Genomic DNA, 17,558 nt, shown 5'->3' with positions numbered 1-17,558 from the left:
GCCAACCAGGCGACGGCCGAACCAGTGACCGTCGAACTGCCTGAACCCATCCTGACCAGGTAATCACCACCTCCCGCTCAACGGGGGAAGCTCACAGACACCAAAGTCACCGGCATTGGCCCTAGGCCGGGAGGGCGTCGAGGGCGGCCTCGGGTTCGGCGGCCCGCTTGGCGCGGTCCTTGGCCTCGCGGCGGATCAGGACCCAGACGCCGACCGGGATCATCGCGGTGAACAGCCACCACTGGATGGCGTAGGCCATGTGGGGGCCGATGTCGGAGTGGTTGGGCTCGGGGATCAGCTGGGGCTGGTCGGCCGGGGCCGGGGTGGTGGCGGTGAGTTCGAGGTAGCCGCCGAGGAGGGTGGTGCCGGTCTCCTTGGCCTGCTGTTCGGTGTTGATCAGGTTGAACTGGCGGGGCGGCAGGCCGGCCCGGTCCTTGACGAAGCCGCCGCTGCTGCCGGCGGTCTCGTCGGCGCGCAGCCGGCCGGTGAGGGTGACCTCGCCGGCCGGGGCGGCCGGGACGGGCGGGTAGTCGAGGGCGCCGGTGCCGGAGGGGACCCAGCCGCGGTTGACCAGGACGGTGCCCTTGCCGTCGGAGAGCTTCAGCGGGGTGACGACGAAGTAGCCGATCGTGCCGTTGGAGTCGGTGCGCCTGCGGACCACGAACTCGTGTGCCGGGTCGTACTGCCCGGTGGCCGTCACGGCGCGCCAGGTGAGGTCCTTGGGCACGGTGGAGCCGGGGGCCGGCGACAGCGTGTCGAAGGGCTCGGGCGAGGCGGTGAGGGCCTTGCCGATCAGCTCGTTCCGGGCCACCCGCGCCTCGTGGCGGTGCAGCTGCCAGAAACCCAGCTTGATCGTCGCGGGGATCAGCAGTAGCGCGATCAGGATGGTGATCAGCCACTGCCGGGTCAGCAGAAAACGGTACACATGGGAACGGTACGCCGACCTCACAACGGGCTCACGCACCGGGGTGCGGGGCGACCTCGCGCAGCAGCTGGAGGAAGGCGTCCTCGCCGACCACCGGGGTGCCGACCTCGCGGGCCTTGCGGGCCTTGCCGCTCCAGCTGTTCGGCTCGTTGGTGACGAGCAGGCTGGTGAGGCGGCTCACCGAGGTCGCGATGTGCAGGCCCGCTTCGACGGCGCGGTCCTCCAGCACCTCGCGGTCGGTGGCGGTGTCGCCGGTGAAGGCCACCCGCATGCCCTGGACCAGGGGCTTGCCGTCCTCCCAGCGCCCCGGGTTGGGGTACGGGCAGGGCGGCCGCTTCTTGGCCTGGCGGTACTGGGAGCCGGTCCAGCTCGCACGGCCGGGGGTGGCGGGTTCGTCCTCGCCGAGGTCGGTGACGGCGACGCAGTTCTGGAGGGGGAGCGGGACGCCGTGGTGGCGGGCGAGGTGGAGGCTGGGGCGGAAGGCCTCGGCGAGCACCCGGGCGTCGTCCAGGGCGTTGTGGGCGTGGCGCTGCTGGACGCCGAAGTGGGCGGCGAGCGAGGAGAGCTTGCCGTTGGGCAGGGGCAGTCGGAGGTCGCGGGAGAGGACCATGGTGCAGAGCCGCTGCTCGACCGGGGCGCGGCGGCCGGCCCGGGAGAACTCGCGGGAGATCATGTTCCAGTCGAAGAGCGCGTTGTGGGCGACCAGGACGCGGTGCTCCAGGCGCGCGGCGAACTCGTCGGCGATCTCGGGGAAGGTCGGGGCGGTGGAGAGCAGTTCGGCGGTGAGGCCGTGGATCCAGACCGGTCCCGGGTCCCGTTCCGGGTTGACCAGGGTGTACCAGTGGTCGGTGACGTCGCCGTCCGGGTCCAGCTGGTAGACGCCCGCCGAGATGACGCGGTCGGAGCGGCCGAGACCGGTGGTCTCGACGTCGACGACCGCGAAGCCCTCGGCGGGGGCGGCGGAGCGCTGGGCGGGGACCGGGGCGGTCCGCGGCGCACCGTACGTCTCGGGCTGGATCGGTTGCATGGTCCAACAGGATAAGGGGCGCGCCGGAGGGGCTCGGCCGGAATGTTGCGACCGGCAAGCCGGAATAGAGTGGTCGGCGGGGGTGTCGTACAGCTGGTCGAATCGTTTTCCGGCTGCCTGGCCGGATTCTGTGTGAGGAAGAACGCATGCGCGCCACCGTGATCCACGGCCCCAACGACATCCGCATCGAAGAGGTGCCGGACCCGGTGATCCAGCAGCCGACGGACGTGGTGGTCCGGGTCGTGAACGCCTGCATCTGCGGCAGCGACCTGTGGGCCTACCGCGGGGTGGCGCAGCGGGTGGCCGGGCAGCGGATCGGGCACGAGTTCCTGGGCGTGGTGGAGGAGGCCGGCGCCGAGGTCCGCGGCTTCGCCGTGGGGGACCTCGTGGTGGCGCCCTTCGTCTGGTCGGACGGCGTCTGCGAGTTCTGCCGGGAGGGGCTGCAGACCTCCTGCCCGCACGGCGGTTTCTGGGGCGAGGTCGGCTCGGACGGCGGGCAGGGCGAGGCGGTGCGGGTGCCGTTCGCGGACGGGACGCTGGTGAAGCTGCCGAAGGAGGCGGCCGGTGACGAGAAGCTGCTGCCGGGGCTGCTGGCGCTCTCGGACGTGATGTCCACCGGGCACCACGCGGCGGTGTCGGCCCGGGTGCGTCCGGGCTCGACGGTCGCGGTGGTGGGTGACGGTGCGGTGGGCCTGTGCGGCGTGCTCGCGGCGCACCGGCTGGGTGCGGGCCGGATCATCGCGCTGGGCCGCCACCCCGCCCGCACGGAGCTGGCCCGCCGCTTCGGGGCGACCGACGTGGTGGCCGAGCGCGGCGACGCCGCCGTCGAGGCGGTCAGGGAGCTGACCGGCGGCGTCGGGGCGCACGCGGTGCTGGAGGCGGTCGGTACCGAGGAGTCGATGCGGACGGCGATCTCGATCACCCGCGACGGCGGCGCGGTCGGTTACGTCGGCGTGCCGCACGGCGGCAGCGCGGGCGTCGACATCGGCCAGATGTTCGGCCGAAACGTTTCGCTGAACGGCGGCGTGGCGCCCGCCCGCGCGTACATCCCCGAGCTGCTGCCGGACGTGCTCTCCGGGGCCATCGAGCCCGGGCTGGTGTTCGACCGCACGGTCGACCTGGACGGCGTTCCGGACGGCTACCGGGCGATGGACGACCGGTCGGCGCTGAAGGTCCGCATCGCGTTCTGACGCGACGTCACAAGGGGCGGCACCGTTGGACGGTGCCGCCCTTTCGCATGCGGAGGTGGCGTCGCCACGTGACGCGAGTGGTGGTTTTCGGCCAATTGGATGGAGCGACGGGGTGAACGGCTGGCTGATCGCCGTGAACCCCTTCCCGGCCGGGCGCGACGCTCCTAGCATTGCGCGGCGCGCACGAGACATGTGACGCCCCTCACGTTCGATCGTCCCCTCGTGTGACCGCTACGCCGAAGGAGTGAGGAGACAGAGTGGATTCGCCGCCGATCACCACCACCGCTACGGAAGTCCAACTCATCGATGACAGCGAGGAGTTCCGTACCCTGCGGCGCTCCTTCCGGAGTTTCGCCTTCCCGGTCACCATCGGCTTCGTGCTCTGGTACCTGCTCTACGTCCTGCTCTCCTGCTACGCGCCCGGGCTGATGGGCACCAAGGTCGTCGGGCACGTCAACGTCGCCCTGGTGCTCGGGCTGCTGCAGTTCGCCACCACCTTCGCCATCGCCGCCTGGTACGCCCGTTACGCGGACCGGCGGATCGACCCGCCCGCTGCCGCGATCCGCGAGGCCCACGGCGCCGTCGTCCACGCCCCCCGGGAGTCCGCCGAATGACCGAGCTCGCCAGCTCCGCCACGGAGCACCGCGGCCTGACGATGGCCCTGTTCGGGCTGTTCGTGGTGGCCACCCTGGTCATCACCGTCTGGGCCGGACGGCAGAACCGCAGCGCCGCCGACTTCTACGCCGGCGGCCGCGGCTTCACCGGCTTCCAGAACGGCCTGGCCATCTCGGGCGACTACATGTCGGCCGCCTCCTTCCTCGGCATCGCCGGCACCATCGCCCTGGCCGGGTACGACGGCTTCCTGTACTCGATCGGCTTCCTGGTCGCCTGGCTGGTCGCGCTGCTGCTGATCGCCGAGCCGCTGCGCAACTCCGGCCGCTTCACCATGGCGGACGTGCTCGCGTTCCGGATGCGCCAGCGCCCGGTGCGCACCGCGGCGGGCGTGTCCACCATCGTGGTGTCGATCTTCTACCTGCTGGCGCAGATGGTCGGGGCGGGGACGCTGGTCGCCCTGCTCCTCGGGGCCGAGGGGAACGCCGCCAAGCGCTGGACCATCGTCGGGGTCGGTGCGCTGATGATCGTCTACGTGGTGATAGGGGGGATGAAGGGCACCACCTGGGTGCAGATCGTCAAGGCGGTCATGCTGATCTCCGGCGCCGCGCTGATGACCGTGCTGGTGCTCGCCAAGTACCACTTCAACCCCTCCGAGCTGCTGGGCGCGGCGGCCAGCGCCAGCGGCAAGGGGGAGGCCTTCCTCCAGCCGGGGCAGAAGTACGGCAGCGGCACCGCGAAGCTCGACTTCATCAGCCTGGGCATCGCGCTGGTGCTCGGCACCGCCGGCCTGCCGCACATCCTGGTCCGCTTCTACACCGTGCCCACCGCCAAGGCGGCCAGGAAGTCGGTGCTCTGGGCGATCGGCATCATCGGCGTCTTCTACCTGATGACCCTGGCGCTCGGCTTCGGCGCGGCCGCGCTGGTCGGCTCCAAGCAGATCAAGGCGGCCAACGCGGCCGGCAACACCGCGGCCCCGCAGCTGGCCGAGGCGCTCGGCGGCGGCAGCGGCAGCACCGGCGGCGCGATCCTGCTCGCGGTGATCTCGGCGGTCGCCTTCGCCACCATCCTGGCCGTGGTCGCCGGGCTCACCCTGGCCTCCTCGGCGTCCTTCGCGCACGACCTGTACGCCAACGTGATCCGGCGGGGCAAGGCGACCGAGCGGGAGGAGGTGATGTCGGCCAAGTGGGCGGCGGTGGCGATCGGCGCGGTCTCGATCGTGCTCAGCCTCTTCGCGGACAAGCTCAACACCGCCGCGCTGGTGGCGCTCGCCTTCGCGGTGGCGGCCTCGGCGAACCTGCCCACCCTGCTCTACTCGCTCTTCTGGAAGCGCTTCACCACCACCGGCGCGGTCAGCTCGGTCTACGCCGGCCTGGTCACCTCGGTACTGCTGGTGGTGTTCTCCCCGGTGGCCTCGGGCGCGAAGACCTCGCTCTTCCCGCACTCCGACTTCCACTGGTTCCCGCTGGAGAACCCCGGCCTGGTCTCCATCCCGGTCGGCTTCCTGGCCGGCTGGCTCGGGACCCTGCTGTCGAAGGAACGCGCCGACCCGGCGAAGTACGCTGAACTGGAGGTCCGCTCGCTCACCGGGCTGGGCGCCCACTGATCATCCCGCGATGACTATGCTGGCCCGGCCCCCGCCGAGACGGTGGCCGGGCCGGCCGCATTTCGGGAAGGGACGCACGTGCTGCTCGACACCTTCGGACGACAGGCCGTCGACCTGCGGGTCTCCCTGACCGACCGGTGCAACCTGAGATGCACCTACTGCATGCCGGAGGAAGGCCTCCAGTGGCTGGCCAAGCCCGAGCTGCTGACCGACGAGGAGATCGTCCGGCTGGTCTCCCTGGCCGTCCGGGAGCTGGGCGTGCGCGAGGTGCGCTTCACCGGCGGCGAGCCGCTGCTGCGCCCCGGACTCGTCGCCATCGTGGCCGCCTGCTCCGAGCTGGAGCCGCGCCCCGAGCTGTCGCTCACCACCAACGGCGTCGGCCTGGCCCGCACCGCGACGGCGCTGCGCGAGGCCGGGCTCGACCGGATCAACGTCTCGCTGGACACCCTCGACCCCGAGGTGTTCCACACGCTCACCCGCCGCCGGCGCCACCAGGACGTGCTGGACGGCCTGGCCGCCGCCGAGGCGGCCGGGCTGACGCCGGTCAAGCTGAACACCGTGCTGATGCGCGGCGTCAACGACCACGAGGCCGCCGACCTGCTGGCCTGGTGCCTGGAGCGGGGCTACGAGCTGCGCTTCATCGAGCAGATGCCGCTGGACGCCCAACACGGCTGGGACCGTTCGTCGATGGTCACCGCGGCCGAGATCCTGGAACTGCTGGGCGCGCGCTTCACGCTCACCCCGGAACCGGCCGCGGGCCGGGGCGCGGCGCCCGCCGAACGCTGGGTGGTGGACGGCGGCCCGGGCCGGGTCGGCGTGATCGCCTCCGTCACCAGGCCGTTCTGCCGGGCCTGCGACCGCACCCGGCTGACCGCCGACGGGCAGGTGCGCAACTGCCTGTTCGCCACCGGGGAGACCGACCTGCGCACCGCGCTGCGCTCGGGGGCGGACGACGCGGAGCTGGCCGCGCTCTGGCGGGCGGCGATGTGGGGCAAGAAGGCCGGAGCCGGGATCGACGACCCGGAGTTCCTGCAGCCCGAGCGGCCGATGTCGGCGATCGGCGGCTAGTCGCCCGCCTCCGCCGTCCCGGAGTAGTCGGCGAAGGCGACGACCTCCTTGAGGAAGCCGCGCACGCCCAGGAACTGGGACAGGTGCTCGCGGTGCTCCTCGCAGGCCAGCCAGGTCTTGCGGCGGTCCGGGGTGTGCAGCTTGGGGTTGTTCCACACCAGCACCCACCGGGCGTCCGCCCGGCAGCCCTTGGCGGAGCAGATCGGCGTCTGCGGGGTGTCCATCGGGTCGTCCTCGGTGCTCGGCGGATGATCGTCGCCGTCAGTCTGCCACGGGCCGCGACGGCCGCGGCCGGCCCGTCCGGATCCGGACATGGCGACGCCGGGCAGCCACGGGGGGAGCCGCCCGGCGTCGGTCCGTCGCTCCGACGGGGGATGCGGAGCGCGTACGCAGTATGTCACGCCGACACCCTCGGATGGGGAGGTCTTGCATGATTAATCTGAGGTTCTTCTGAGCTTTCGCGGAGTCGAAACGAGCCCAACCGTCACGAATCGGATCGGGGGTTCGGACCCTGTGGAGTTTCCGTGCCGGGGGCCTCCGCCCGTCCCGCACCACCGGACGCACCGGCCCCACCGGTACCACCGGGGCCGAGCATCAGCGGGGTGTCGTGCGGGATGTCGAAGCTGCTCGGCAGACCGGGGGCCCGCTCGCGGCCGGCGTTGGCGATCAGCACCGCGAAGTAGGGCAGCAGCACACCGCCCGCCAGCGCGGCGAACGCCAGCCAGCGCTGGACGTCCCACAGCACCACCGCGAGCAGCACGCAGAGCGTGCGGATCAGCATCGAGATGACGTAGCGGCGCTGACGCCCCCGGACGTCCTCGGTGAGGCTGCTCCGGGCCCCGGTGATCCGGTAGACCTGTCCGCCCTCGGCGTTCTTGCGCATCTGTCCTACCGCCCTCGTCCACGCACCCGCGCGCCGTTCCGCGCGGCCTCCTCACGGTACGCCCGGGCGCGCCGGAGCGACGAGACCGGGTGGGCGGGGCCCACCCGGTCGGGCGTGATAGGGAGCCGTCCGGCGGTCCCGGGCCCTGGTGGGCCGGTCCCTAGGAGCGGCGGGAGAGGTACTGCGGAGGGACGGCGTCGGTGAGCCAGACGCCGTTCTCGCTGAGCCGGAACTCGTGACCGGCCGCCGCCATGGCGGCCGCGTTCACGGTGAGCACGACCGGTCGGCCGTGCCGGGCACCGACCCGGGTCGCCGTCCCGGTGTCCGCCGACAGGTGGACGTCCTGGCGGGTCATCGGACGCAGGCCCTCGCGGAAGATCGACGCCAGGTGGCGCTCGGCGGTGCCGTGGTAGAGCACGGGGGGCGGGGCGGTGGCGGCCAGACCGAGGTCGACCGCCACCGAGTGGCCCTGGTTGGCGCGGATCGAGAGACCGTCCGGCGAGTAGCCGAAGCGGCGCTTGTCGCTGGTGGCCACCAGGTGGTCGAGCTCGGCCCGGGTGAGCGGCCTGCCCTCCGCCGCTAGGGCGGTGAGCAGTTCGTCGACCCGGACCCAGCCGGAGCCGTCCAGGGTGATCCCCACCAGCTCCGGCTCGTGGCGCAGGATGCGCGACAGCATCCTGCTCGTCCTGACCAGCCGCTTCTCGTCCGTCATGTCTCTCGTATCCCCCCGTCGGCCGCCGGTTAAGAGGCCTGGCTGACCGAACTCATGTTGAAGTCCGCGACACGCACGGGTGGCATCGCGGTGCGGGTGAAGTAGTCGCTCCACTCGCGGGGCAGGCAGCGCTCGGTGCGGCCCACCTCGGTGATCCGGCCGAGCAGGTCGACCGGGGACTCGTTGAACCGGAAGTTGTTGACCGCGCCGACCACCTCGCCGTTCTCCACCAGGTACACGCCGTCCCGGGTGAGGCCGGTGAGCAGCAGCGTCGCCGGGTCCACCTCGCGGATGTACCAGAGGCAGGTGAGCAGCAGGCCGTGCTCGGTGCGGGCGATCATCTCGTCCAGGGTCGGCGCGGAGTCCTGGTCGGCCGTCTCCAGGACCAGGTTGTCGACCGCCGGGCGCAGCGGAAGGCCGGTGAGGCCGGCCGCGTGGCGGCTGGTGATCAGATCGGTCAGCACGCCCTCGCGGATCCACTCGGTGGCGGCGATCGGCGCGCCGTTGTCGAAGACCGAGACGTCGCCGCCGCTGCTGTGGGCCAGCACGAAGGGCGCGGCCTCCAGGCCCTCCTCGCGCGGGTCGGAGCGCAGCGTCAGCGGCAGGCCGGCGAGCTTGTCGCCGATCCGGGTGCCGCCGCCGGGCTTGGAGAAGACGGTGCGGCCCTCGTGGGCGTCCCGGCCGCCGGAGGACCAGTTGAGGTAGATCATCAGATCGGCGACGGCCGAGGGCGGCAGCAGCGTCTCGTAGCGCCCGGCCGGCAGGTCGACCTTGCGGGCGCCCCAGCCGAGGCGCTTGGTCAGCTCGGCGTGCAGGGCCTCGACGTCGATGTCCGAGAAGTCCCGGGTGGCGGCGCCGGCCCAGGCCGAACCGGACAGGTCGGCGGTCTTGGCGTTGATCTCCACCATGCCGGTGGGCTGGTCGTGGCGCAGCCGCAGGCCGGTGGAGCTGCCCAGGTAGCTGGTGGTGATCTCGTGCCGGGCGAAGCCGTACAGCAGTTCGCCCTGTGCGGCGGCACGGGCGAAGGCCGCGCCGAGGGCCGGGCCGAAGGCGTCGAAGACGGCGATCGAGGTCTCGGTGGGCGGCTGGGTGAAGTCCGGGGAGGCCGGCCGGTCGGCGATCAGGGGCTGGGCGTCCTCGGCGGGGCCGGCCGCCCGGGCGGCCTCCTCGGCGGCCCGGACCAGGCCCTCGACGTCCTCGGCGGTGACGGCCTCGCGGGAGACCACGCCGGAGGCGGTGCCCTCGGCGCCGGCCACGGTGGCGATCACGGTGAGGCGGCGGCCGCGGGTGACACCGTTGGTGGTCAGCGCGTTCGCGGCCCAGCGCAGGTTGGCGGTGGACTCCTCGTCGGCGATCACCACGCAGCCGTCGGCGCGGGAGAGGCCGAGGGCCAGCTCGACGAGTTCGTGGGGCTGCATCGCGGACATCAGTGACCCGCCTCCTGCTGGGTGTTGAGCACGTTGACGTTGCGGAACAGCGCCGACGGGCAGCCGTGGCTGACCGCCGCGACCTGGCCGGGCTGGGCCTTGCCGCAGTTGAAGGCGCCGCCGAGGACGTAGGTCTGCGGGCCGCCGACCGCGGCCATCGAGCCCCAGAAGTCGGTGGTGGTGGCCTGGTAGGCGAAGTCCTTGACCTGGCCGGCGAGTTCGCCGTTCTTGATGGCGTAGGCGCGCTGCCCGGTGAACTGGAAGTTGTAGCGCTGCATGTCGATCGACCAGGAGCGGTCGCCGACGATGTACAGGCCGTTCTCCACCCCGGCGAACAGCTCCTCGGTGTCCGGGCCGCCGGCGGCGGGCTGGAGCGAGACGTTGGCCATCCGCTGCACCGGGACGTGCGCCGGGGAGTCCGCGAAGGCGCAGCCGTTGGAGCGCTCGAAGCCCTTCAGCTTGGCCATGCCGCGGTCGAGTTGGTAGCCGACCAGGACGCCGTCGCGGATCAGGTCCCAGGACTGGGTGGCCACGCCCTCGTCGTCGTAGCCGATCGTGGACAGGCCGTGCTCGGCGGTGCGGTCGCCGGTGACGTGCATCAGCTCGGAGCCGTACTTCAGGGTGCCGAGCTGGTCGAAGGTGGCGAAGGAGGTGCCGGCGTAGGCGGCCTCGTAGCCGAGCGCGCGGTCCAGCTCGGTGGCGTGGCCGATCGACTCGTGGATGGTCAGCCACAGGTTGGACGGGTCGACGACCAGGTCGTAGCGGCCCGCCCGGACGCTCGGGGCCTTCATCTTCTCGGCCAGCAGCACGGGCAGTTCGGCGATCTCCGCGTCCCAGTCCCATCCCGTGCCGGTGAGGTACTCGTAGCCGCGGCCGACCGGCGGGGCGAGGGTGCGCATCGAGTCGAAGGCGCCGGTGCGCTCGTCGACCGAGGTGGCCTCCAGGTCGGAGTGGAGCCGGATCCGCTGCTGGGTCGTCATGGTGCCCGCGGTGTCCGCGTAGAACTTGTTCTCCTGGACGGTCAGCAGGGCCGCCTGGACGTGCGAGACGCCCTGGGCGGCCAGCAGCCGGGAGCTGCGCTCGGCGAGCAGGGCGGTCTTCTCGGCGTCCGGCACCTCGAAGGGGTTGACCTCGTACGCGGAGACCCAGGTGACGTCCCGGTGGACCGGCTCGTCGGCCAGCTCGACCCGCTCGGTGGAGCCGGCCGCCCGGCTGATCCCGCCGGACAGCCGCGCCACCGCGACGGCCTGGGCGGCGACCGCCGCGGCGGCGTCCGGGGTCAGGTCCACCCCGGCGGCGAAGCCCCAGGCGCCGTCCAGCAGGACGCGGACGGCGAAGCCGAGCTGCACGCTGTCGGAGGTGCCGGCCGGGCGGGCGTCGCGCAGCCGCCAGGACGCGCTGCGGACGCGTTCCAGGCGGAAGTCGGCGTGGTCGGCGCCGAGTTCACGGGCGCGGGTGAGGGCGGCGTCGGCGAGGGTGCGCAGCGGGAGGGCGAGGAACAGCGGGTCGACGGCGCGCCCGGAGGGGGCGCCGGCGCTGTCGGCCGGAGGGATCGGAGGCAATCGGGCTCCCAGGTCGCGGAGGGTGACGGTGCGGGTGCCCACAGGGGCGCCCGCACCGCATCATTTCCCGTCCACCGGGTTTCCGGCCAGCGCATTTCGCCAGGTGCGCCGCGACATCCGGTCAACGCCGGCGGCCGACGCCCCGGCCGACACCCCCGGCTACCGCCCCGGGGCGCCGTCGCCGGTCGCCGCCGTCGGGCGACGGCTGCCCGCTCGCCGCGGCCGCTGCCGTTCGCCCGCCGGCCGGGCCGTCAGGAGACGGCCTCCCACCAGCCGTCCAGCTCCGGCGGGTTGTCCACGTCGACCCGCTCGCCGGGACGCGGCACCGCCAGCGGCACGGCCTGGGCCTTGGCCTCTGCGAGCAGCCGCTCGATCGGCTCGGCCCACGGGTGCAGGCCCAGGTTGAAGGTGCACCAGTGGACCGGCACCAGCAGCCCGGCCCTGAGGTCGCGGTGGGCGAGGACGGCGTCCTCGGGCGTCATGTGGATGTCGGCCCAGGCCGTGTCGTACGCGCCGATCTGCACCAGGGCGGCGTCGAAGGGGCCGTGCTGCTCGCCGATCCGGCCGTAGCCCTCGAAGTAGCCGGAGTCGCCGGTGTAGAAGACCTTGCGAGTGGGGCCGGCGATCACCCAGGAGCCCCACAGGGTGGTGTTGCGGGTGAGGCCGCGGCCGGAGAAGTGGTGCGCGGAGGTGAGGGTGAGCACCAGCTCGCCCAGGGTGCAGGTCTCGTCCCAGTCCAGCTCGATGATCCGGTGCTCGGGCACGCCCCAGCGGCGCAGGTGGGCGCCGATGCCGAGCGGCACCGCGAAGGGCGCGGACTGGCTGCGCAGCAGGCGCTTGACGGTGGCCATGTCGAGGTGGTCGTAGTGGTCGTGCGAGATCAGCACGGCGTCGACCGGCGGGAGTTCCTCCAACTCGACGGGCACCGGGTGCAGCCGCTTCGGGCCGATGTGCGCGGAGGGCGAGCAGCGGTCGCTCCAGACCGGGTCGAGCAGCACCCGCGAGCCCTCGATCTCCACCAGCGCGGAGGCGTGCCCGTACCAGGTGATCTCCAGTCCCTCGGCGGCCGGGCCGGTCGCGGGGGCCGGGCGGACGGTGGGGACGGGGTGGGCGGGGACGCGGCCGTCGCGCTCGAACAGCATCCGACGGACGGTGCCCGGGTCGATGCCGGGGGCGTCGGCGGTGCGGGCGAGGGCGGAGGGCGCGTTGTGGAAGACGCCGTCGCGGTACTGCGGGGAGTTGCGCACCCGCTCTTCGCGCTCGCCGTCGGGGCGGCGCCCGAACGCCGCCGGGACGTCGCGCAGCGACCAGGCGGCCGAGCCCAGGGCCGCCGCGAGGGCGGTCAGGGCGAGAAGTCGTCCGCGTCGGTGGGTGCTCCCGGGCCGTGCCTTGGTCATGCGCCCTGCCTTCGTTCCTCGCCGGGACTGTTCGGGGGAGGATACGGCCCGCTCCCGGGTCGGTCCGCACCAGGGGGGCAACGGGTGCGCCCTGCCGTCTTGTTCCCGTACAGTCGCCCCGATCGCGGCGGCGCCCCGGCCTGCGGAGGAACCGACGGGAGGCGCCGGGGGCTGCGGGGGCGGCATTGTCGGATTGCGACAGTTCCTCCGGTTCGGCGCTGTCGGAGCCCGATGCGTCGACACCGCCGACCGCCCGATAGCGTCACACTGCGTACGCATTCCGACGTACGTGCTCACACACGGAGAGAGGTGGATCGTTGAGCCGCTCGGTTCTCGTCACCGGAGGAAACCGGGGCATCGGCCTCGCGATCGCCCAGGCCTTCGCCGAAGCGGGCGACAAGGTGGCCATCACCAGCCGCTCGGGCGAGGTGCCCGAGGCCCTGGAGAAGTACGACGTCCTCGCGGTCCGCTGCGACATCACGGACGCCGCGCAGGTCGACGCCGCCTTCACCGAGATCGAGCAGAAGCACGGCGCGGTCGAGGTGCTGGTCGCCAACGCCGGCATCACCAACGACACCCTGCTCCTGCGGATGTCCGAGGAGGACTTCACGTCCGTCCTGGACACCAACCTGACCGGCACCTTCCGGGTGGTCAAGCGCGCCTCCAAGCTGATGATGCGCGCCAAGAAGGGCCGCGTGGTGCTGATCTCCTCCGTGGTGGGCCTGTCCGGCTCGCCGGGCCAGGCCAACTACGCCGCCTCCAAGGCCGGCCTGGTCGGCTTCGCCCGGTCGCTGGCGCGCGAGCTCGGCCCGCGCAACATCACCGTCAACGTGGTGGCGCCCGGCTTCGTGGACACCGACATGACCGCCGTGCTCAGCGACGAGCGCCGCGCGGAGATCGTCTCCGGTGTGCCGCTGGGCCGCTACGCGGCGCCCGCCGAGGTCGCCTCCACCGTGCGGTTCCTCGGGTCGGACGAGGCCGCGTACATCACCGGAGCCGTCATTCCCGTCGACGGCGGATTGGGCATGGGTCACTGATCATGAGTGGAATCCTCGAAGGCAAGCGGATCCTGATCACCGGTGTGCTGATGGAGTCGTCCATCGCCTTCCACGCCGCCAAGCTCGCGCAGGAGCAGGGCGCGGAGATCATCCTCACCGCGTTCCCGCGTCCGACCCTCACGGAGCGGATCGCCAAGAAGCTGCCGAAGCCGGTCAAGGTGCTGGAGCTGGACGTCTCCAACCCGGAGCAGCTGGCCGGCATCGCCGACCAGGTCCGCGAGCACCTGCCGACCCTGGACGGCGTCGTCCACTCGATCGGCTTCGCGCCGCAGGACGCGCTGGGCGGCAACTTCCTGGACACCCCGTGGGAGTCCGTGGCGACCGCCATGCACGTCTCGGCGTACTCGCTGAAGTCGCTGACCATGGCACTGCTGCCGCTGATGCAGGACGGCGGCTCGGTGGTCGGCCTGACCTTCGACGCCCAGTTCGCGTGGCCGCAGTACGACTGGATGGGCCCGGCCAAGGCCGCCCTGGAGTCGACCAGCCGCTACCTGGCGCGCTACCTGGGCCCGCGCGACATCCGCTGCAACCTGGTCTCGGCCGGTCCGCTCGGCTCGATGGCCGCCAAGTCCATCCCGGGCTTCGGCGACCTGGCCGACACCTGGAACCACCGCTCCCCGCTGAAGTGGGACCTGGGCGACCCGGAGCCGGCCGGCCGCGCCATCGTCGCGCTGCTGTCCGAGTGGTTCCCGAAGACCACCGGCGAGATCATCCACGTCGACGGCGGTCTGCACGCCATCGGCGCCTGATCCGCTGACAACGCCGCTGCCCGGCACCCCCGCGGAGGGGGTGCCGGGCAGCGGCGTTCCCGGACTGCGTCCGGGAGCGTTCCCCGGGCCGCTCCCGGGGCCGTTTCTAGGGGCCGATTCGGGTCGGCGGGGTCAGGCCTGGCCGGCCGTCCCCGTCCCCGTCCCTGTCGCGGCCGTGGCGGCCTCGGCCTTGCCGCAGGCCCCGATGGCGCGGCCGGCCTCGATCGAGGCGCGCTGGGCGTCGCCGGCCCGGATGGCGTCCAGGATGGTGTCGTGGCCGATGTACCGCTCGGGGATCAGCTCGGGGCCGACGTCGTGGCGCAGGTGCGCCCGGGTGACCTCGCCGAGGTCGGCGTAGACGGCGAGCAGCACGTCGTTGTGGGCGGCGGCGACCACGGCCTGGTGGAAGGCGGCGTCGGCCTGGACGAAGTCCTCGGCGCCGCCGGAGTGCCAGGCGGCCTCGCGGCGGGCGAGCGCCGCGTCCAGCAGCTGGAGGTCGCGCGCGGTGCGGCGGACGGCCGCCAGGCCCGCCGCCGAGGTCTCCAGGGCCGCCCGCAGCTCGGAGACCTGCGCCTGGTCGGCGTCGGCGAAGCGGCGGTGCATCACCCCGGCCAGCTCGCTGGTGGCGAGCACGTAGGTGCCGGAGCCCTGCCGGATGTCGAGCAGCCCGTTGTGGGCGAGGGCGCGGACGGCCTCGCGGACGGTGTTGCGGGCCACCCCGAGCTGTTCCACCAGCGCGGCCTCGGTGGGGATGCGCGAGCCGACGGGCCACTCCCCGGAGGTGATCTGGGCGCGCAGCTGCGCGATCACCTGGTCGGACAACGGGGTGCGCCTCGGCGATGACAGCGCCACGGGGGACTCCTTGCGGCTACGGGGCGAGTGGGTGGGCCCTGGGGGAAAGCGGCCGGTGGATGAACGGTCGGCACATCATGCCAATTCCAAGGTGCATCAATTCATCCCATCATTCTATGATGGCGTCCATGCCTCCCGCGCCCGACACCAGCACCACCGCCACCACCGCCGCTGCCTCCCCACGAACCGGGGCCCGGCCGCAGACCGAGCGGCCCGCTCCCCCCGCCAAGTACCTGGCCGGGCTGTTCGCCGTCGCGATCGCCGCCGCCGCCTTCAACCTGCGGCCCGTCGTCACCAGCCTCGGGCCGCTGCTCGACCAGGTCCGCGGCGACCTGGGAATGAACCCGACGCTCGCCGGGCTGCTCACCGCCGTCCCGTCGCTGTGCTTCGCGCTGTTCGGCTTCGCCGCGCCCGCCGCGGCCCGCAGGATCGGCCCGATCGCCGTGGTCACGGCCGGAATGGCCGCCATCACCGCCGGCGTGCTGGCCCGCTCCTTCGCCGGCGGGACCGCGGTGTTCCTGCTGCTGACCGCCCTCGCGCTGGCCGGGGTGGCAGTCTCCAACGTGCTGCTGCCGGTGGTGATCAAGCGGTACTTCCCGGAGAAGGTCGGTCCGATGATCGGCCTCTACTCCATGGCGCTCTCCGCCGGCACCGCGCTGGCCGCCGCCGTCACGGTGCCGCTGACCAGCGCGCTCGGCGGCGACTGGCGCTACGGCCTCGGCGTCTGGGCGGCCCTGGGCGCACTCGCCCTGCTGCTCTGGCTGCCGGTGCTGATCGCCAAGCGCGAGCGCGGCGAGCGGGCGGGCGGTGCCGCGGCTCCCGCCAAGCTGCCGATCACCCGCAGCCGTACGGCCTGGGCGATGGCCTGCTTCTTCGGCCTCCAGGCCACCGGCGCGTACGTGGTGATGGGCTGGCTGCCGAAGATCTTCCAGGACGCCGGCGTCGACAAGGGGACCTCCGGGGTGCTGCTCGCGGTCACCATGGTGATCGGGGTGCCCGTCTCCTTCGTGCTGCCCAACCTGGCCGCCCGCCGCGGCGACCAGCGGCTGTTCGTGATCGTGCTGGCCAGCTGCGGCATCGCCGGGTACGCCGGACTGGCGCTCGCCCCGGCCGGGGCGCCGTGGGTCTGGGCCGTCCTGGTGGGCCTGTCCAACTGCGCCTTCCCGCTGGTGCTGACGATGATCGGGCTGCGCGCCCGGACCGCCGGCGGTGTGGCGCAGCTGTCCGCCTTCGCGCAGGGCGTCGGCTACCTGATCTCCATCCCGGGCCCGATCCTGATCGGCCGGATCTACCAGGCCACCGGCGAGTGGTACGGGCCGCTCGGCTTCCTGGCGCTGCTGCTGGTGCCGCAGATGCTGGTCGGCCTGCGCGCGGCGCGGGCCCGGCACATCGAGGACGAGGCGGTCCACCCGGCGGGGCGGGCCGCGGGGCCGGTCGGGGCCTGACCGGAGCGGTCACGGCTCCGACCGGCCGGGCCCGGCCGGCCGGAGGGCCGGGCCCTCCGGGCACGGTCCAGCCCCCGCCGGGAAGGTCAAGGCCCAACCGGGGAAGGCCAAGGGCTCGGCCGGAAGGTCAAGCCCCGGCCAAGGCGGCGGGGGCGGGCAGGGGCGGGCGCGTTCGGGGTGGGAGAATTCCGGACATGCCCGTTCTCGACCCGAACCCCACCGACGGCCGCAAGCAGCTCGGCCGCATCGCCCTCGCCTTCGTCGCCATCGCGGTGCTGGTGGCGATCGTCGCCACCGTCGCCGCCCAGCTGGGCTGACCACCCTCCGCCCTGCCGCCGTACACCCGGTGACGCGGTGGTGAACCCGGCGTGATGGCACCCGCCACCCCGCGGAGTGGCGGCAACCGGCAGCACCGCGCCCCCGGGCCGCTTTTCTGCCAAGCTTGCTGGGTATGAGCGCCGAAACGCCCCGCAGGATCATCGTTCTCCGCCACGCCAAGGCCGACTGGCCCAACGGCGTGGACGACCACGAGCGGCCGCTGGCCGACCGGGGACGCCACCAGGCCCCGGACGCCGGCCGCTGGCTGGCCGACTCCGGCATCAACCCCGACTTCGTGCTCTGCTCCACCGCCCTGCGCACCCGTGAGACGTGGAAGCTCGCCGCGCACGAGCTGCCCAAGCGGGCCCGCAAGACCGTCTACGAGGAGCGGATCTACGAGGCCAGCCCGGGGGAGATCATCACCGTCCTCCAGGAGACCCCGGAGGAGTACGCGGACGTGGTGCTGGTCGGGCACAACCCCGGGGTGCTGGGCCTGACCCAGGTGCTGGCGGGTGACGCGGGCGACCGGGACGCGCTGGAGCGGCTGCGCCTCGGCGGCTTCCCGACCGCGGCGATCGCGGTGCTCAGCTTCAGCGGCTCATGGAAGGGCGTCGAGCCGGGCGTGGCCGAGCTGGTCTCGTACCACACCCCGCAGGACTGACGTCCGGGTACGAAGGCGAGGGGCGCGCGGGTTGGACCCCCGCCCCCCCCCGGGACGAGCCCAAAG

General features: G+C 72.9%; 18 protein-coding genes. 9 read left to right on the top strand and 9 right to left on the bottom strand.

Annotated features, from left to right (window positions below; translation table 11 throughout):
* Window positions 1–121: 121 nt before the first annotated feature.
* Both ABT247_RS21910 and ABT247_RS21905 read right to left on the bottom strand, forming a co-directional pair.
* Window positions 122–925, bottom strand: a complete 804-nt coding sequence (locus tag ABT247_RS21910; protein WP_350744645.1) for an SURF1 family cytochrome oxidase biogenesis protein — start codon at window positions 923–925, stop codon at window positions 122–124.
* A 31-nt stretch (window positions 926–956) separates the two neighbouring features.
* A complete protein-coding gene (locus tag ABT247_RS21905) occupies window positions 957–1,952 on the bottom strand; it encodes a DEDDh family exonuclease (protein WP_350744643.1) in 996 nt (331 codons plus the stop codon).
* 146 nt (window positions 1,953–2,098) lie between these two features.
* Between ABT247_RS21905 and ABT247_RS21900 the strand changes: the two genes are divergently transcribed.
* The 4 genes from ABT247_RS21900 to moaA all read left to right on the top strand — a co-directional run bounded on the left by ABT247_RS21900 (window position 2,099) and on the right by moaA (window position 6,428).
* Entirely contained in the window at window positions 2,099–3,142 is a 1,044-nt protein-coding gene (locus tag ABT247_RS21900) for a zinc-dependent alcohol dehydrogenase family protein (RefSeq protein ID WP_350744641.1), read from the top strand.
* A 257-nt stretch (window positions 3,143–3,399) separates the two neighbouring features.
* Entirely contained in the window at window positions 3,400–3,756 is a 357-nt protein-coding gene (locus ABT247_RS21895; protein ID WP_350744639.1) for a DUF485 domain-containing protein, read from the top strand.
* Window positions 3,753–5,360 carry a monocarboxylic acid transporter gene (locus tag ABT247_RS21890; protein WP_350744637.1) on the top strand — a complete coding sequence of 536 codons (1,608 nt, stop codon included), beginning with the start codon at window positions 3,753–3,755 and terminating at the stop codon, window positions 5,358–5,360. The genes ABT247_RS21895 and ABT247_RS21890 overlap by 4 nt, the downstream gene beginning before the upstream one ends.
* Before the next feature lie 78 nt (window positions 5,361–5,438).
* Window positions 5,439–6,428 carry a GTP 3',8-cyclase MoaA gene (moaA, locus tag ABT247_RS21885; protein WP_502892479.1) on the top strand — a complete coding sequence of 330 codons (990 nt, stop codon included), beginning with the start codon at window positions 5,439–5,441 and terminating at the stop codon, window positions 6,426–6,428.
* On the opposite strand, the gene ABT247_RS21880 is transcribed toward moaA, so the two are convergent.
* The 6 genes from ABT247_RS21880 to ABT247_RS21855 form a co-directional block, all read right to left on the bottom strand.
* Window positions 6,425–6,652 carry a hypothetical protein gene (locus ABT247_RS21880; RefSeq protein ID WP_350744634.1) on the bottom strand — a complete coding sequence of 76 codons (228 nt, stop codon included), beginning with the start codon at window positions 6,650–6,652 and terminating at the stop codon, window positions 6,425–6,427. The genes moaA and ABT247_RS21880 overlap by 4 nt on opposite strands.
* Window positions 6,653–6,912: 260 nt before the next feature.
* Window positions 6,913–7,311, bottom strand: a complete 399-nt coding sequence (locus tag ABT247_RS21875) for a DUF3099 domain-containing protein (protein WP_350744632.1) — start codon at window positions 7,309–7,311, stop codon at window positions 6,913–6,915.
* A gap of 160 nt (window positions 7,312–7,471) precedes the next feature.
* Window positions 7,472–8,023, bottom strand: coding sequence for an RNA 2'-phosphotransferase (locus ABT247_RS21870; protein ID WP_350744630.1), 552 nt, complete (start codon window positions 8,021–8,023; stop codon window positions 7,472–7,474).
* 29 nt (window positions 8,024–8,052) lie between these two features.
* A complete protein-coding gene (locus tag ABT247_RS21865) occupies window positions 8,053–9,450 on the bottom strand; it encodes a metallopeptidase TldD-related protein (protein ID WP_350744629.1) in 1,398 nt (465 codons plus the stop codon).
* Window positions 9,450–11,012 carry a TldD/PmbA family protein gene (locus ABT247_RS21860; protein WP_392903730.1) on the bottom strand — a complete coding sequence of 521 codons (1,563 nt, stop codon included), beginning with the start codon at window positions 11,010–11,012 and terminating at the stop codon, window positions 9,450–9,452. Before ABT247_RS21860 ends, ABT247_RS21865 begins: the two co-directional genes overlap by 1 nt.
* Before the next feature lie 251 nt (window positions 11,013–11,263).
* Complete coding sequence (locus ABT247_RS21855) at window positions 11,264–12,409, bottom strand: MBL fold metallo-hydrolase (protein WP_350744627.1); 1,146 nt, start codon at window positions 12,407–12,409, stop codon at window positions 11,264–11,266.
* 317 nt (window positions 12,410–12,726) lie between these two features.
* Here ABT247_RS21855 and fabG point away from each other — a divergent pair, with 317 nt between their 5' ends.
* Together fabG and fabI are read left to right on the top strand one after the other, a co-directional pair.
* A complete protein-coding gene (gene fabG, locus ABT247_RS21850) occupies window positions 12,727–13,446 on the top strand; it encodes a 3-oxoacyl-[acyl-carrier-protein] reductase (protein WP_350744626.1) in 720 nt (239 codons plus the stop codon).
* Window positions 13,447–13,448: 2 nt separating this feature from the next.
* Window positions 13,449–14,216, top strand: a complete 768-nt coding sequence (fabI, locus tag ABT247_RS21845) for an enoyl-ACP reductase FabI (RefSeq protein WP_350744624.1) — start codon at window positions 13,449–13,451, stop codon at window positions 14,214–14,216.
* Window positions 14,217–14,348: 132 nt separating this feature from the next.
* Here fabI and ABT247_RS21840 read toward each other — a convergent pair whose 3' ends face one another.
* Window positions 14,349–15,068: a FadR/GntR family transcriptional regulator gene (locus ABT247_RS21840; protein WP_350744622.1), complete on the bottom strand. Its 720-nt coding sequence runs from the start codon at window positions 15,066–15,068 to the stop codon at window positions 14,349–14,351.
* A gap of 128 nt (window positions 15,069–15,196) precedes the next feature.
* Here ABT247_RS21840 and ABT247_RS21835 point away from each other — a divergent pair, with 128 nt between their 5' ends.
* From ABT247_RS21835 to ABT247_RS21825, 3 genes are all read left to right on the top strand, one after another.
* Window positions 15,197–16,513 (top strand): CynX/NimT family MFS transporter, encoded by a 1,317-nt coding sequence (locus ABT247_RS21835; protein WP_350744620.1) that lies wholly within the window; start codon window positions 15,197–15,199, stop codon window positions 16,511–16,513.
* Window positions 16,514–16,707: 194 nt separating this feature from the next.
* Window positions 16,708–16,830 (top strand): SGM_5486 family transporter-associated protein, encoded by a 123-nt coding sequence (locus ABT247_RS21830; protein WP_350744618.1) that lies wholly within the window; start codon window positions 16,708–16,710, stop codon window positions 16,828–16,830.
* A 134-nt stretch (window positions 16,831–16,964) separates the two neighbouring features.
* Window positions 16,965–17,492 (top strand): SixA phosphatase family protein, encoded by a 528-nt coding sequence (locus tag ABT247_RS21825; protein ID WP_350744616.1) that lies wholly within the window; start codon window positions 16,965–16,967, stop codon window positions 17,490–17,492.
* Window positions 17,493–17,558 lie beyond the last annotated feature (66 nt).

The organism is Kitasatospora sp. NPDC001539, from assembly GCF_040298565.1.
Taxonomy (GTDB): domain Bacteria; phylum Actinomycetota; class Actinomycetes; order Streptomycetales; family Streptomycetaceae; genus Kitasatospora.
Note: the sequence above shows the minus strand (reverse complement) of the source record. Positions and strands in the feature narration are given on the sequence as shown.

Excerpts from the sequence above, each read along its gene's own strand:
- ABT247_RS21905 (WP_350744643.1), bottom strand. The coding sequence starts at position 1,952 with ATGCAACCGATCCAGCCCGAGACGTACGGTGCGCCGCGGACCGCCCCG.
- ABT247_RS21900 (WP_350744641.1), top strand. The coding sequence starts at position 2,099 with ATGCGCGCCACCGTGATCCACGGCCCCAACGACATCCGCATCGAAGAG.
- ABT247_RS21890 (WP_350744637.1), top strand. The coding sequence starts at position 3,753 with ATGACCGAGCTCGCCAGCTCCGCCACGGAGCACCGCGGCCTGACGATG.
- ABT247_RS21880 (WP_350744634.1), bottom strand. The coding sequence starts at position 6,652 with ATGGACACCCCGCAGACGCCGATCTGCTCCGCCAAGGGCTGCCGGGCG.
- ABT247_RS21875 (WP_350744632.1), bottom strand. The coding sequence starts at position 7,311 with ATGCGCAAGAACGCCGAGGGCGGACAGGTCTACCGGATCACCGGGGCC.
- ABT247_RS21870 (WP_350744630.1), bottom strand. The coding sequence starts at position 8,023 with ATGACGGACGAGAAGCGGCTGGTCAGGACGAGCAGGATGCTGTCGCGC.
- ABT247_RS21865 (WP_350744629.1), bottom strand. The coding sequence starts at position 9,450 with ATGTCCGCGATGCAGCCCCACGAACTCGTCGAGCTGGCCCTCGGCCTC.
- ABT247_RS21855 (WP_350744627.1), bottom strand. The coding sequence starts at position 12,409 with ATGACCAAGGCACGGCCCGGGAGCACCCACCGACGCGGACGACTTCTC.
- fabI (WP_350744624.1), top strand. The coding sequence starts at position 13,449 with ATGAGTGGAATCCTCGAAGGCAAGCGGATCCTGATCACCGGTGTGCTG.
- ABT247_RS21835 (WP_350744620.1), top strand. The coding sequence starts at position 15,197 with ATGCCTCCCGCGCCCGACACCAGCACCACCGCCACCACCGCCGCTGCC.
- ABT247_RS21830 (WP_350744618.1), top strand. The coding sequence starts at position 16,708 with ATGCCCGTTCTCGACCCGAACCCCACCGACGGCCGCAAGCAGCTCGGC.
- ABT247_RS21825 (WP_350744616.1), top strand. The coding sequence starts at position 16,965 with ATGAGCGCCGAAACGCCCCGCAGGATCATCGTTCTCCGCCACGCCAAG.